Origin of the sequence: Streptomyces sp. NPDC093071 (assembly GCF_044754545.1) — a bacterium.
Classification (GTDB): Bacteria; Actinomycetota; Actinomycetes; order Streptomycetales; family Streptomycetaceae; genus Streptomyces.
Map to the genome: position 1 here is coordinate 44837 of NZ_JBIVPH010000006.1, position 12781 is coordinate 57617.

The following is a 12781-nucleotide window of genomic DNA, read 5'->3' on the forward strand; positions in this document are numbered from 1 at the left end:
CGCGCGGAAGGGCCCCGGCCGACCGGCCGGGGCCCTTCTTCTCGTACGGACGGAGGGGCGAGGGCTCAGCCCCCGGTCGCCGGGGTGCGCCGGCCGCCGGCCACCCCCACGGGCTCCCGGACCGGCTCCCGGACCGGCTCCTCGGGGCCGGGCGGGCGCGTCGGGAAGAACCCCGGCCGGGGCCCGCCGGACGCCACCGGAAGCGAGGGCACGAGCCGCCGCCGGTCCCGCAGCCGCTCCCGCACCCGGTCGCGCGCGGCGAGGATCCACGACTCCGCCACGGCCAGGACCGGCTCGCACCAGGGCAGCGCGAGCAGGACGAGCAGGCCGGCCGCCCAGCCGAGCAGCACGTCGCTCAGCCAGTGCGTGCCCAGGTAGACGGTGGTGAGGCCGACGCCGAGCGCGACCACGGCGGAGAGCGCCGAGAGGTAGCGCCGGGCCCGCGGGGTGGTCGCCAGATAGGCCAGGATTCCCCAGGTCACGACCGCGTTGGCGGTGTGACCGGAGGGGAATATGTCACCGCCCGCGAAGAGCTCGGCGGAGCCGACCTGCGTCGCGTAGTGGGGTCCGAGCCGGCCGAGCCCGAGCTTGACCGAGCCGACCGAGACGTTGAGCAGCAGAAGAGCGGCGCCGAGACACAGCAGGGGGCGCAGGGTGTGCTGGCGCCAGGAGCGCCAGCCCAGCCAGGCGGCCACCATGACGGCCGTGGGGCCGCGCTGACCGAGGACGACGTAGTAGTCGAGGAAGGCGTGCAGCTCCGGCCACTGCTGGTAGGGCCGGAACAGCATGATCTTCCAGTCGAGGGTCACCAGCCAGGTCGACAGCAGGACGGCCACGACGATGGCGAGATAGAACGCCGACGTCCCGCCGAAGAGGGCGAGACGCGTGCGGGTCATCCCCGGGACCTCTATCTTCGGCGGTTCCGGCTCCCGGTCCAGCCGGGCAAAGATGTCGGTACGCACCCAATCGACGTTACAGGGAGTGAGAAGCCGACCCCGTCAAACCGCTCCCTTCGTGATGACGATGTGATGTGGAACGGGTCTCGGGAGTCGGCTCATTACCGGCGTCCGTCCGGAAATCGGATGACCTGCGGACCCATTCGCGAAGAGGCATTCCGGAAGAATGTTTGAATGCCCGGGAATTGTTCCGAACGGATGCCCCCGTGGAATTCCGTGCGATCCGCGGACCGTCCCGAGTGGCGTACGCCACACCCGGGCTCCCGACGGGGTGAGAGGTGCACCACGCGCTCGACGCTTGAACTCGCGTACGCTGGCGGCTCACTCGCCCGTCGATGCCGGGCCGCTCCGGGGAGGCAGCCCCTGGTCGGGGGCCCACCGAGCGCGAGAGTTTCACCGGGAGGTACGTACATGTCGCGGACGAACACGGCCCCAGCACGACCCCGTGCCGCCGCCGGCGGCGGCGCCAACCGCTGGGTCGTCCTCGTCGTCCTCTGCGTCAGCCTCCTCCTGGTCGCCCTGGACGCGACCATCCTCCACGTCGCCGTCCCCTCGCTCACCGAGGACCTGCGCCCTGGCGCCACCGAGCTGCTCTGGATCGTCGACGCCTACCCCCTGGTCTGCGCCTCGCTCCTGATCCTCTTCGGCACCCTCGGGGACCGGGTCGGACGGCGCAGGGTCCTGCTGCTCGGTTACGCGCTGTTCGGCGTCGCCTCCGCGGTCGCCGCCCTCGCCACCGAGCCCTCCGTCCTCATCGCGGCCCGCGCGCTGCTCGGCGTCGGCGGCGCGATGATCATGCCCGCCACGCTCTCCATCCTCCGGGCGGTCTTCCCCGACCGGCGGGAGCGCGCCACCGCCATCGGGATCTGGACGGCGGTCGCCGCGATCGGCGCCGCCACCGGACCGGTCCTCGGCGGCTTCCTCGTCGAGCACTACTGGTGGGGCTCCGTCTTCCTGATCAACATCCCGCTGATGGCGCTGATCCTGCCGCTCGGCCGCCGCCTGCTGCCCGAGTCCCGGGGCGCCGCCGACGGCCCCTGGGACGTCCTCGGCGCCCTCATGGCCGCGGCCGGGGTGCTCGGCTGCGTCCTCGGCGTCAAGCGCGCCGGGGCCGGCGACCCGCTGCTCGCCCTGCCCACCGCCGGGCCGCTGCTGCTCGGCGCGGCGCTCCTCGTCCTCTTCGTGCGGCGGCAGAAGCGGCGCCCGCACCCGCTGATCGACACGGGCCTCTTCGCCCGCCCCGCCTTCACCACCTCGGTCGGCTGCATCGTCCTGGCCATGCTGGCCCTGGTCGGCCTGGAGCTCATCGCCGTCCAGTACCTCCAGCTGGTCCTCGGCCTCAGCCCCCTGGAGACCGGCCTCCGGCTCCTCCCGCTGACCTTCGCCGCCATGGCGGCCGGCGCCACCGGCTCGTACACCCTGCGCCGGATCGGGCCGCGCCGGATGGTTGGCTGGGGCTTCGTGCTCACGGCCGGGGCCGTGCTGCTGCTCGTCCTCATGGGGGAGCACGACCGGCCGCTGCTGCTCACGACGGGCTTCGTGCTGCTCGGCTTCGGCCTCCAGACCACGCTCTTCTCGGCGTACGAGTCGATGCTCAGCGAGGCGCCGCCGCGGAGCGCGGGCGGCGCGGCGGCGATCGGCGAGACCTCGTACCAGCTCGGCGCGGGGATGGGCATCGCGCTGCTCGGCAGCGTGATGAACGCGGCGTACGCCCCCGGTCTGCGCGGGGTCCCCGGGGTGCCGGAGGAGGCGGGCCGGGCCGCGGCGAACTCGCTCGGCGAGGCCTACAAGGTGGCCGACCAGCTCGGCGGCGCGGCCGGCGGCGCCCTGCACCAGGCCGCCCGGCAGTCCTTCGTGAACGGTCTGCACGTCACGCTCTTCGTGAGCGCCGCGCTGCTGCTCGCCGGCGCGCTGATGGCCCTGCGGCTGCCGCGGGTCATGGAGTGTCCGGTCGACCCCGAGGGTCCGGACGACCCGGAGGCGGCGGAGGCCGAGGGCGCGCGGAAGGTCCCGGACGGTCCGGTCCGGGGCGCGGAGCACACCGGGAAGGCGGGATCGCCCGGGGCGTCCGAGCCGCGGGTGCCCGCGACCCGGGAAGCGATCGAGCCCGCCGGCTCGGGAGGACGTCCGGCGCACTGACCCGATCCGTCGGGAGGTGCCCGGCCGGACCGGCGGACCCGCTCAGCTCTGGTTGAAGAAACCGTCCTGCGGGCGCCGGCCGGAGTCGCTGACGATCTGGGTGTCGGCGGGGGTCAGCAGGAAGACCCGCGTCGCCACGCGCTCGATCGAACCGCGCAGGCCGAAGGCGAGGCCCGCGGCGAAGTCGACGACGCGCTTGGCGTCGTCCGGCTCCATCGCCGTCAGGTTCACGATGACCGGGACGCCGGACCGGAAGAGCTCCCCGATGCCCCGGGCGTCCCGGAAGCCGTCCGGGGAGACGGTGGCGATCCGGCGCCCCCGCTCCTCGGCGGTGTCCGTGGCCACCCGGACCCGGGGGTCCGTCACCCAGGCGTCGCCGCTCTCGGCACCGTCGGCGTACTCGTCGTCGTAGTAACGCTCGTCGTTGTCCTCGACGAGTCCCAGCCACGCACTTGCCTTGCGCACCGATCCCATCGACGCCTCCTTTCAACGCGGTCACTTGTGGTTCCGCATGTCCCCATCGTCGTCCATGATGCGGATCGCGCGCCAAGCGGATAAGCGCCGTGCAGGGGATTCGTGACGGTACTGGTGCAGAACGTGAGGGCCGTTTCCTGGCGATTCGTCAGGAAACTTGCGGTATACGGGCCCTGAGGAGGGGCCATGCAGATGAAAATATGAAAGTCGTGCCGGAAGAGTGACGATGGGCGCGTACGGGTGAACGGACCCGCTCGCTACGATGCCGCGAGGCCGCTCGACGGTCCTTCGTACGGCCCTCCGTACGACCTTGCGCACGGTTTCCGGGCGGCTTCCGGGCGGCCCGTGGCCCACGACTCACGGGGGAGTCCTTGTTCGGAATCGTCAGACCCTGCACGCACCGGCTCACCGACGGCCTCAAGACCGCGTGGACGGCCCACCTCTGCGGCCTCTGCCTGGCGCTCCGCGCCGACCACGGCCAGTTCGCCCGGGTCGTCACCAACTACGACGGGCTCATCGTCTCGGTCCTGACGGAGGCTCAGACCGGCACCCTGGCGAGCGGCCGCCGCACCGCCGGGCCCTGCCCGCTGCGCGGCATGAGGACCGCGCCCGTGGCCCGCGGCGAGGGGGCCAGGCTCGCCGCCGCCGTCTCGCTCGTCCTCGCCTCGGCGAAGGTGCGGGACCACGTCGCCGACCGGGACGGCCTGTTGGCCCGCCGGCCCGTCGCCGCCGCCGCCCGCCGGGTCGCCCGCTCCTGGGACCGGGCCGGGGCCAGGACCGGCCGCGCCCTCGGCTTCGACACCGCCGTCCTCGTCGACGCCGTCGACCGCCAGACCGGCATCGAGGCACTCGCCGGACCCGGCACGCCCCTGCTCCTCGTCACCGAACCGACCGAGACCGCCACCGCCGCCGCCTTCGCGCACACCGCCGTCCTCGCGGGCCGCCCGGAGAACGCCGAACCGCTCGCCGAGGCCGGCCGCCTCTTCGGCCGGCTCGCCCACCTCCTCGACGCCGTCGAGGACCAGGACGCCGACGCGGCGAGCGGCGCCTGGAACCCGCTCACCGCGACCGGCACCTCCCGCGAGGAGGCCCGCCGGCTCGCCGACGACGCCCTGCACGGCATCCGGCTCGCCCTCAAGGACGCCCGGTTCGCCGACGGCAAGCTGGTCCACGTCCTGCTCGCCCACGAGCTGCGCACCTCGGTGGACCGCGCCTTCGCCACGACGACCTGCTCGCACGGGGCGCACGGCGCCGGACGGGGGCCGGTGCCGGGGAACCCGTACGCCCCCCAGGGGCCGGGCCCCGGCAACCCGTTCGCGCCCGGACCCGGCGGACCGGGCGGGCCGGGCGGGCCCCACGCCCCCGGACCCGGCGGTCCCGGGGGACCCGGCGGGCCGTTCCCGCCCGGGCCGCCCGGACGGCGCGGGCTGATCGCCGGATGCGCCCTCTGGGTCGGCCTCGCCTGCACCTGCCAGCTGTGCTGCGGGACCTACGAGGACCCCTGGAGCCGGGAGCGCCGCGAGGGCCTCTGCGGCCAGTGCGACCCCGGGAACTGCTGCGACTGTTGTGACTGCTGCGGCAACTGCTGCTCCTGCGGCGAGGGGGACGGCGGCTGCTGCGACTGCAACTGCGGCTGCGACTGCTGACGGGCCGTCGGGGAATCCCGGCGGGGCGCCCCGCCGGGAAGCCTTCCCCGCGGGACCCCGCGGGCCGCCCCCGTACCGCTACTTCTTCGGCGCGGGGATCTCCGGCGGGGAGATCTCCGAGCGCTCGATGCCCGAGCCCGTCACCCCCCACTTCCTCAGGATCCGGTCGTACGTCCCGTCGGCCTTCAGGCCGTTCACCGCGGCCTGGAAGGCGGGCGCGAGCGGGGTGCCCTTCTTGAAGGCGAAGCCGACGTCGAGCCGCCGGTACTCGTTGAGGAACTTCATGTTCTTCTGCTGCGTCACCGCGTACCGCAAGCCGTTGATCGTGCTCATCACGACGTCGCTGCGCCCCTGCTGGATCGCCATCCAGACGGCCCCGACCTCGCTGTAGACGTTGACCTCGTACGGCTTCTTCCCCGCCTCCGCGCACCGCCCCTTGTTCTTCTCCAGGGTCCGCTCGAAGGTGGTGCCGGCGTCCACCGCCACCTTCAGGCCGCACAGCTGCGTGAGGTCGGTGATGTCCTTCAGCGGGCTGTCGGCCCGGGCCGCGAAGCCCTGCCCGTCGTTGACGTACGTGACGAAGTCGATCGTCTTGCGCCGCTCCTCGGTCACGCCGAAGTTCCCGGTGCCCACGTCGTACTTGCCGCTGCCGAGGGCCGGCAGGATCGCCTCGAAGCCCACGGCCTCGCGCTTCAGCTCCAGGCCCAGCGCCTTCGCCACCGCCGCGGAGAAGTCGGCGTCCACCCCCACCACGGTCCGGCCGTCCGGCAGATAGGCCGAGCTGGGCGGGGTGGCCACGGAGGAGGCGACCGTGAAGCCGCCCCGCTGCCGCACGTCGGCGGGCAGCAGCTTCGCCGCGGCCTCGTTCTTCCGCACCCCCGCCACCACGTCCTCGGTGGGCAGCGCGCCCTTCCCCGCGCCCGGGGCGCCCGAGGCCCCGGCCGGCGCGGTCGCGGGATCGCCGCCCGCGCAGGCGGTGAGACCGAGCGCGGCGACGGTGATCAGGGCGAAGGCCAGGGTGGTGCGGGCGGGTCCGGAACTCGTGCGCGTGGTCATGGCTTCGGGTTCTCCAGGAATTTCTCGAACGGCAGCGGGCCGATCGTCTCGGGATCGGCGGACACGTCGAAGAGCGGCCGGTAGCCGCTCGCCAGGTAGAGGCCCCTGGCCTCCGGCTGGCGCGGCCCGGTCGTCAGGTAGATCCGGGAGTAGCCGCGGGCGGCGGCCTCCCGTTCGAGCACGGTCAGGACGCGGCGGGCGAGCCCGCGCCTGCGGTGCGCCGAGTGGGTCCAGATCCGCTTCAGCTCGGCGGTGTGCTCGTCGTAGCGGCGGTAGGCGCCGCCCGCCACGGGCAGGCCCTGCTCCAGGAGGAGCAGGAAGGCGCCGTGGGGAGGGGCGAACTCCTCCGCCGGATACCGGCTCAGATCGTGCGCGGAGCCGTACCGGGTCGTGTACTCGTACGCCAGCTCGTCGAGGAGCGGGCGCGCCAACGGGTCGTCGGTCGTGGTCCGGCGCACGGACAGCGCGGACTCACGACTGGGCGTGAGAGGCATGCGTCTCTTTCGGGCGAAGAGAACGGGGAAGGGTCAGGAGCGAGGGGAGGGGAGCTCAGTGCCGCGCGGGTGAAGGCGACGCCGGCGGCGTCGGGAAGGACACCGCGGGCGGGTGGGGAGCGGAGGAAGACGCAGGGGGTCGGCTCAACAGGAAGAGGACCACACGCGACCGAAGTCGATGTGGGAGCGCGTGACCAGCTGCTGCGAATGCATGGGCCCAGTGGAACAGGCATCCGTTTCCCCGTTAACCATGGTGAGACGAACGGCTCATATTCCGGACGGACTTGACAAGGCTCCGCTCGACGGCCGTAGCCTCACAGGGCGGACACCGGGCTGAGGGGCCCGGTCCCGCGCTCGCCGCCCGCCGTGCGTACGAAGGCGCACCCCGTGTGAACGCCCGCGCGTTCCCGAGCGGAACGCCCATCCGCGTTCCCCGCGACCGCCACGGCGTGTTCCCGTGAACACCTTTCGCGTTTCCCGTGAACACCGTCATCGGTTCCCGCGTGCACTCCCGTGTTCGATCCGCCCCCTGGCAGCCACGGAGCCTTCGCATGTCGACACCCCTCGCCACCCTCGCCAAGGAGGCCGCGGCCCCGCCGCCGGCCGAACCAGCCCTCCGGATCGTCCCCGCCCGCCGCACCGGGCAGTGGACCGCCGCCGGCGCCGTGCTCGTGCTGCTCGCGCTCGGCCTCGTCTCGGTCGTCCGCAACGAGGCCTTCCAGTGGGACGTCGTCGCCCAGTACTTCACCTCCGCGTCCATCCTGCGCGGCCTCGGCCTCACCCTGTGGCTGACCGCCCTGGTCATGGTCCTCGGCTTCGCCCTCGGCACCCTGCTCGCCGTCTTCAGGCTCTCCGCCAACCCCGTTCTGCGTGCGGTCAGTTGGGGCTACATCTGGTTCTTCAGATCCACCCCGATCCTGGTCCAGCTGCTCTTCTGGTTCAACATCGGGATGCTCTATCCGCAGATCCTCGGCGTGAACACCGTCAACCTCCTCGGCCCCCTCGCCGTCGCCGTCATCGGCCTCACCCTGCACGAGGCCGCCTACGCCGCCGAGGTCGTCCGCGGCGGCATCCTCTCCGTCGACCGGGGCCAGATCGAGGCCGCCGAGTCCCTCGGCCTCGGCCGGTGGCGCAGGCTCTCCCGGATCGTCCTCCCGCAGGCCATGCGCGCCATCGTCCCGCCCGCCGGGAACATGCTGATCGGCACCCTCAAGGGCACCTCGATCGTCTCCGTGATCGCCGTCCAGGACCTGCTCTACTCCACCCAGCTCGTCTACCACCGCACGTACGAGATCATCCCGCTGCTCCTCGTCGCCACCCTCTGGTACGTCGCCGTCACCTCGGTGCTCGGCATCGGCCAGTACTACGTCGAGCGGCACTACGCCCGCGGAACGGCCGGTGGCCGATGAGCACCCGTCCCTCCGTCGTCGTCGTGGGCGCCGGGCCGCGGGGGACCGGCTTCCTCGAACGGCTCGCCGCCAACCTGCCCGAGCTGTACGGCGACCGGCCCCTCGACGTCCACCTCGTCGACCCGCACCCGCCCGGCCCCGGCCGGATATGGCGCACCGAACAGTCCCCGCTGCTCTGGATGAACTCCCAGGCCGAGGACGTCACGATGTTCACCGACGAGACCGTGGACCTCGAAGGACCCGTCCGGCCGGGCCCCACCCTCGCCGAATGGGCCGGCATCGACGGCCGCACCTTCCCCACCCGCCCCCTCCAGGGCGCCTACCTGCGCTGGGTGTACGAGCGGGCCCGCGCCGCGCTGCCCCCCTCCGTCACCGTCCACGAGCACCGCACCGGCGCGCTGCGGATCGGCGGCCCCCGCGAGGGACGCCAGCGGGTCTGGCTGGAGGGCGCCCCCGTGCCCCTCCCCGCCGACCTGGTCGTCCTCACCGTCGGCCACCTCGACGCCGAACCCGACCGGGAACAGCGGGCGCTCGCCGACTTCGCCGCCCGCCACGGCCTGGTCCACCTGCCGCCCGACTTCACCGCCGACAGCGACCTGAGCGCGCTCCCCGCTGGCGAGCCCGTCATCGTCCGCGGCTTCGGCCTCGCCTTCGTCGACCTGATGGTGCTGCTCACCGAGGGCCGCGGCGGCCGGTACGAGGGCGAGGGCGACGACCTCGTCTACGTGCCCTCCGGCCGGGAGCCCGTCCTGCACGTCGGATCGCGCCGGGGCGTCCCGTACCACTCGAAGATCGGCTACGCCCTCGACGGCGAACGGCCCCCGCTGCCCCGCTTCTTCGGCACCGAGCAGACCGACGCCCTGCTCGCCCGGGGCGGCCCGATCGACTTCCGGCGCGACGTGTGGCCGCTCGTCGACAAGGAACTCGGCTGGGCCCACTACCACCGGCTCTTCTCCACCCACCCCGAGCGGACCGCGCTGCCCTGGAGCGACTTCGAGAAGGCCTACGAGGCGGCCGAGCCGCGCGGCGCCGAACTCGCCGCGCTGGTCGCCGCCGCCGTCCCCGACCCGGCCGACCGGCTCGACCTCGACGCCCTCGACCACCCCCTGGAAGGAGCCCGCTTCGCCTCCGCCGAAGCGCTCCAGGAGGGCCTGCGCGGCTACATCACCGCCGACCTCGACCGCCGCCACGACCCCGCCCACAGCGCCGACGCCGCCGTCTTCGCCGGACTGCTCTCCGCCTACGGACAGCTCGTGCGGCTCGGCTCGCGCCTGGACCCCGGCGGCTGGTGGCACGGCTTCTTCAGCTACCTCGCCTCCGGGCCGCCCGGACCCCGCCTCCGCCAGCTCCTCGCGCTCTCCCGGGCCGGCGTCGTCCGCTTCCTCGGACCCCGCGTCACCGTCGAGACCGACGAGGAACGCGGCCTCTTCCGGGCCTCCTCCGACGCCGTACCGGGGGAGTGGACCGGGGCCCGCGCCCTGGTCGAGGCCCGGCTGCCCGACCCCACCCTGGAGCTGACCGGCAGCCCGCTGCTGCGCGCCCTGCACGAGGAGGGGGCCCGCGCCACCGCCAGCGGCCTCCTCGTCGTCGACCCCGTCGACGGCCGGATCCTGGAGCGCGACGGACGCCCGCACCCGCGCCGCTTCGCGCTCGGCCCGCACACCACCGCCCGCGCCGGCGGAGCCTTCACCCGGCCCCGCACCGGCGGGGTCGCCTTCGGGCAGAACGACGTCACCGCACGGGCCGCGCTCGCCTTCCTGCGGGACCTGGAGTGTCGCCTCCCGGCCCCGCTGAGCGCCTGACCGGCGCTCCCCCCGTACCCCGCCCTGCCCTTCTCCCGAGGAACCGCCATGGCTCTCACCAGCGACCCACCGGTCGACCCGCTCACGAAGGAACCGGCCGCCCCCGCCGCGCCGCCGGCCGCCGACCTCGTGGTCGTCCCCGTCCGCCACCCCTGGCGCTGGGTGGCCGTCGCCGCCACCGCCGTCCTGCTCGTGCAGTTCGCCCACGGGCTCGTCACCAACCCCGGCTGGGAGTGGGACGTCTTCGCCGCGTTCTTCACCACCGAGACGATCCTCAAGGCCGTCTGGGTCACCCTCCAGCTCACCTTCTACGGCACCGCCCTCGGCTTCGCGATCGGCATCGTGGTCGCCTTCATGCGCCTGTCGGCCAGCCCCTTCCTGCGCTCGGTCGCCTTCGGCTACATCTGGGCCTTCCGCTCCATCCCGCTCATCGTCCAGCTCCTCTTCTGGTTCAACCTCGCCTACCTCTACAAGGAGCTGAGCGTCGGCATCCCCTTCGGGCCGAGCTTCTTCTCCTTCGACACGATGGGCCTGGTCGGCGAGATGAGCGCCGCCGTCCTCGGACTCGCCCTGCACCAGGCGGCCTACGCGGCCGAGATCGTCCGAGGGGGCGTACTCGCCGTGGACGAGGGCCAGTTGCAGGCCGCGGCCTCCCTCGGCATCCCCAAGCTCCGGCAGGTGCGCCGGATCGTCCTGCCGCAGGCGATGCGCTCCATCCTGCCCAACGCCGCCAACGAGGTCATCTCGCTCTTCAAGGGCACCTCGATCGTCTCGGTCATGGCGATCGGCGAACTCTTCTACCAGGTCCAGGTCGTCTACGGCCGCAACGGGCGGGTCGTCCCGCTCCTGATGGTCGCCACCGCCTGGTACATCCTGCTCACCACCGCGCTCTCCGTCGTCCAGCACTACGTCGAACGCCACTACGCGAAGGGGAGCACCCGATGAGCTCCGCCACCACCGCCGAGCCGGCCCCCGCCGACACCACCGCCAAGGTCGAGATCCGGGCCGTCCACAAGAACTTCGGCCCCCTGCACGTGCTGCGCGGCATCGACCTCGACGTGCGGGCCGGCGAGGTCACCGTCGTCCTCGGCCCCTCCGGCTCCGGCAAGTCCACCCTGCTGCGGACCATCAACCACCTGGAGAAGGTCGACGGCGGCACGGTCAGCGTGGACGGCGTCCTCGTCGGCTACCGGCGCTCCGGGAACAAGCTCTACGAGCTGCGCGAGCGCGAGATCCTCAAGCAGCGCACCCGGATCGGCTTCGTCTTCCAGAACTTCCACCTCTTCCCGCACCTGACCGTCCTGGAGAACATCGTCGAGGCCCCCGTCTCGGCCCTCAAGCGCCCCCGCAAGGAGGCCGAGGCCGCGGCCCGGAAGCTGCTCGAACGCGTCGGACTCGACGACAAGGCGGAGGCCTACCCCAAGCAGCTCTCCGGCGGACAGCAGCAGCGGGTCGCCATCGCCCGCGCGCTCGCCCTCGAACCGGGCCTGCTCCTCTTCGACGAGCCGACCTCCGCGCTCGACCCCGAGCTGGTCGGCGAGGTCCTCGACGTCATCAAGGACCTGGCCGCCACCGGCACCACCATGATCGTCGTCACCCACGAGATCGGCTTCGCCCGCGAGGTCGCCGACACCGTGGTCTTCATGGACGAGGGCCGGATCGTCGAGCAGGGCCCGCCGGCCGAGGTGCTGGAGAACCCGCGCCACGAGCGCACCCGCGCCTTCCTCTCCAAGGTCCTCTGACCCTCCCTTCCCCCTTCACCGCCTCACGACAGGAGCACCGTCATGAAGTCCCGCCGCACCCTCCTCACCGCCCTCGCCTCGCTCACCGCCCTCGGCGTCCTCACCGCCTGCGGCTCGGGCGACGCCGCTCTCAACGAGACCAAGCCCGAGGCGAAGAAGGGCGGCGGCATCAACCTGACCCCGGAGCAGAACCGCGTCCACACCGCCAAGGTCGACGCCATCGCCGCCAAGCTCCCGGCGGCCGTACGGGAGAGAGGCACGCTCGTCCTGGGCGTCTCCGCGTCCAGCAATCCGCCGCTCGCCTTCCGCGCCACCGACGACAAGACGCTGATCGGCGTCGAGATCGACATCGCCACCCTGGTCGCCGACGCGCTCGGCCTGAAGCCCGAGTTCAACGCGGTCTCGTGGGAGAACCTCTTCGTCGGCCTGGACAGCGGCAAGTACGACGGCGTCTTCTCCAACGTCACCGTCACCGAGGAGCGCAAGGACAAGTACGACTTCGCCACCTACCGCCTGGACGACCTGGCCTTCGAGGCCAAGAAGGGCTCCGGCTGGACGGTGAAGGGGCCCGAGGACGTGGCCGGGAAGGCGATCGCGGTCGGCTCCGGCACCAACCAGGAGAAGATCCTCGTCGACTGGTCCGCGCAGAACGAGAAGGCCGGGCGCAAGCCGGTCGACATCAAGTACTACCAGAACACCTCCGACTACTACCTGGCGCTCCAGTCCGGCCGGATCGACGCCTACCTCGGCCCGAACCCGGTCGCCGCCTACCACGTGCTCTCCTCGGGGCAGACGGAGGTCGTCGGCAAGTTCTCCGGGGCGGGCGCCGGGCTCCAGGGCAAGATCGCGGCCACCACGAAGAAGGACAGCGGCCTCGTCGCCGCCTACGCCGCCGCGCTCGACCACGTCATCCAGAACGGCACCTACGCCCAGGTCCTCAAGCGCTGGGGCCTCGACGGCGAGTCCGTCCCCAAGTCGGAGATCAACCCGCCCGGCCTGCCCCGCACCAAGAACTGACCCGCCCAGAAAGAACCGCGACGGGGCCGGTCCGCCCGGCCCCGCC

General features: G+C 72.9%; 11 protein-coding genes. 7 read left to right on the top strand and 4 right to left on the bottom strand.

Going from position 1 to position 12781, the window contains the following annotated elements:
- Nucleotides 1-65 precede the first annotated feature (65 nt).
- On the bottom strand, nt 66-896 hold the full coding sequence (locus tag ACIQD7_RS23035) for a phosphatase PAP2 family protein (protein ID WP_373682794.1): 831 nt from the start codon (nt 894-896) through the stop codon (nt 66-68).
- 471 nt (nt 897-1367) lie between these two features.
- Here ACIQD7_RS23035 and ACIQD7_RS23040 point away from each other — a divergent pair, with 471 nt between their 5' ends.
- Entirely contained in the window at nt 1368-3095 is a 1728-nt protein-coding gene (locus ACIQD7_RS23040) for an MFS transporter (protein WP_402443869.1), read from the top strand.
- 42 nt (nt 3096-3137) lie between these two features.
- Here ACIQD7_RS23040 and ACIQD7_RS23045 read toward each other — a convergent pair whose 3' ends face one another.
- Nucleotides 3138-3569 carry a cell division protein SepF gene (locus ACIQD7_RS23045; protein WP_121831887.1) on the bottom strand — a complete coding sequence of 144 codons (432 nt, stop codon included), beginning with the start codon at nt 3567-3569 and terminating at the stop codon, nt 3138-3140.
- 371 nt (nt 3570-3940) lie between these two features.
- Here ACIQD7_RS23045 and ACIQD7_RS23050 point away from each other — a divergent pair, with 371 nt between their 5' ends.
- Nucleotides 3941-5215 carry a DUF5685 family protein gene (locus ACIQD7_RS23050; protein ID WP_402443871.1) on the top strand — a complete coding sequence of 425 codons (1275 nt, stop codon included), beginning with the start codon at nt 3941-3943 and terminating at the stop codon, nt 5213-5215.
- Between the two features lie 78 nt (nt 5216-5293).
- Here the strand turns inward: ACIQD7_RS23050 and ACIQD7_RS23055 are convergent, their stop codons facing one another.
- Nucleotides 5294-6271: an ABC transporter substrate-binding protein gene (locus ACIQD7_RS23055; RefSeq protein ID WP_402443873.1), complete on the bottom strand. Its 978-nt coding sequence runs from the start codon at nt 6269-6271 to the stop codon at nt 5294-5296.
- A complete protein-coding gene (locus ACIQD7_RS23060) occupies nt 6268-6765 on the bottom strand; it encodes a GNAT family N-acetyltransferase (protein WP_121833068.1) in 498 nt (165 codons plus the stop codon). The genes ACIQD7_RS23055 and ACIQD7_RS23060 overlap by 4 nt, the downstream gene beginning before the upstream one ends.
- A gap of 551 nt (nt 6766-7316) precedes the next feature.
- Here ACIQD7_RS23060 and ACIQD7_RS23065 point away from each other — a divergent pair.
- Genes ACIQD7_RS23065 through ACIQD7_RS23085 form a run of 5 tightly spaced genes read left to right on the top strand, consistent with a single transcriptional unit; the run spans nt 7317 to nt 12735 of the window.
- Nucleotides 7317-8174, top strand: a complete 858-nt coding sequence (locus tag ACIQD7_RS23065) for an amino acid ABC transporter permease (RefSeq protein WP_402443875.1) — start codon at nt 7317-7319, stop codon at nt 8172-8174.
- The gene (locus ACIQD7_RS23070) at nt 8171-9976 is read left to right on the top strand and encodes an FAD/NAD(P)-binding protein (protein WP_402443877.1); all 1806 of its coding nucleotides are present in this window, start codon (nt 8171-8173) and stop codon (nt 9974-9976) included. The genes ACIQD7_RS23065 and ACIQD7_RS23070 overlap by 4 nt, the downstream gene beginning before the upstream one ends.
- Before the next feature lie 48 nt (nt 9977-10024).
- Entirely contained in the window at nt 10025-10921 is an 897-nt protein-coding gene (locus ACIQD7_RS23075; protein ID WP_402443879.1) for an amino acid ABC transporter permease, read from the top strand.
- Nucleotides 10918-11718, top strand: coding sequence for an amino acid ABC transporter ATP-binding protein (locus tag ACIQD7_RS23080; protein ID WP_402443881.1), 801 nt, complete (start codon nt 10918-10920; stop codon nt 11716-11718). The genes ACIQD7_RS23075 and ACIQD7_RS23080 overlap by 4 nt, the downstream gene beginning before the upstream one ends.
- 42 nt (nt 11719-11760) lie before the next feature.
- Nucleotides 11761-12735: an ABC transporter substrate-binding protein gene (locus tag ACIQD7_RS23085; protein WP_402443882.1), complete on the top strand. Its 975-nt coding sequence runs from the start codon at nt 11761-11763 to the stop codon at nt 12733-12735.
- Nucleotides 12736-12781: the final 46 nt, after the last annotated feature.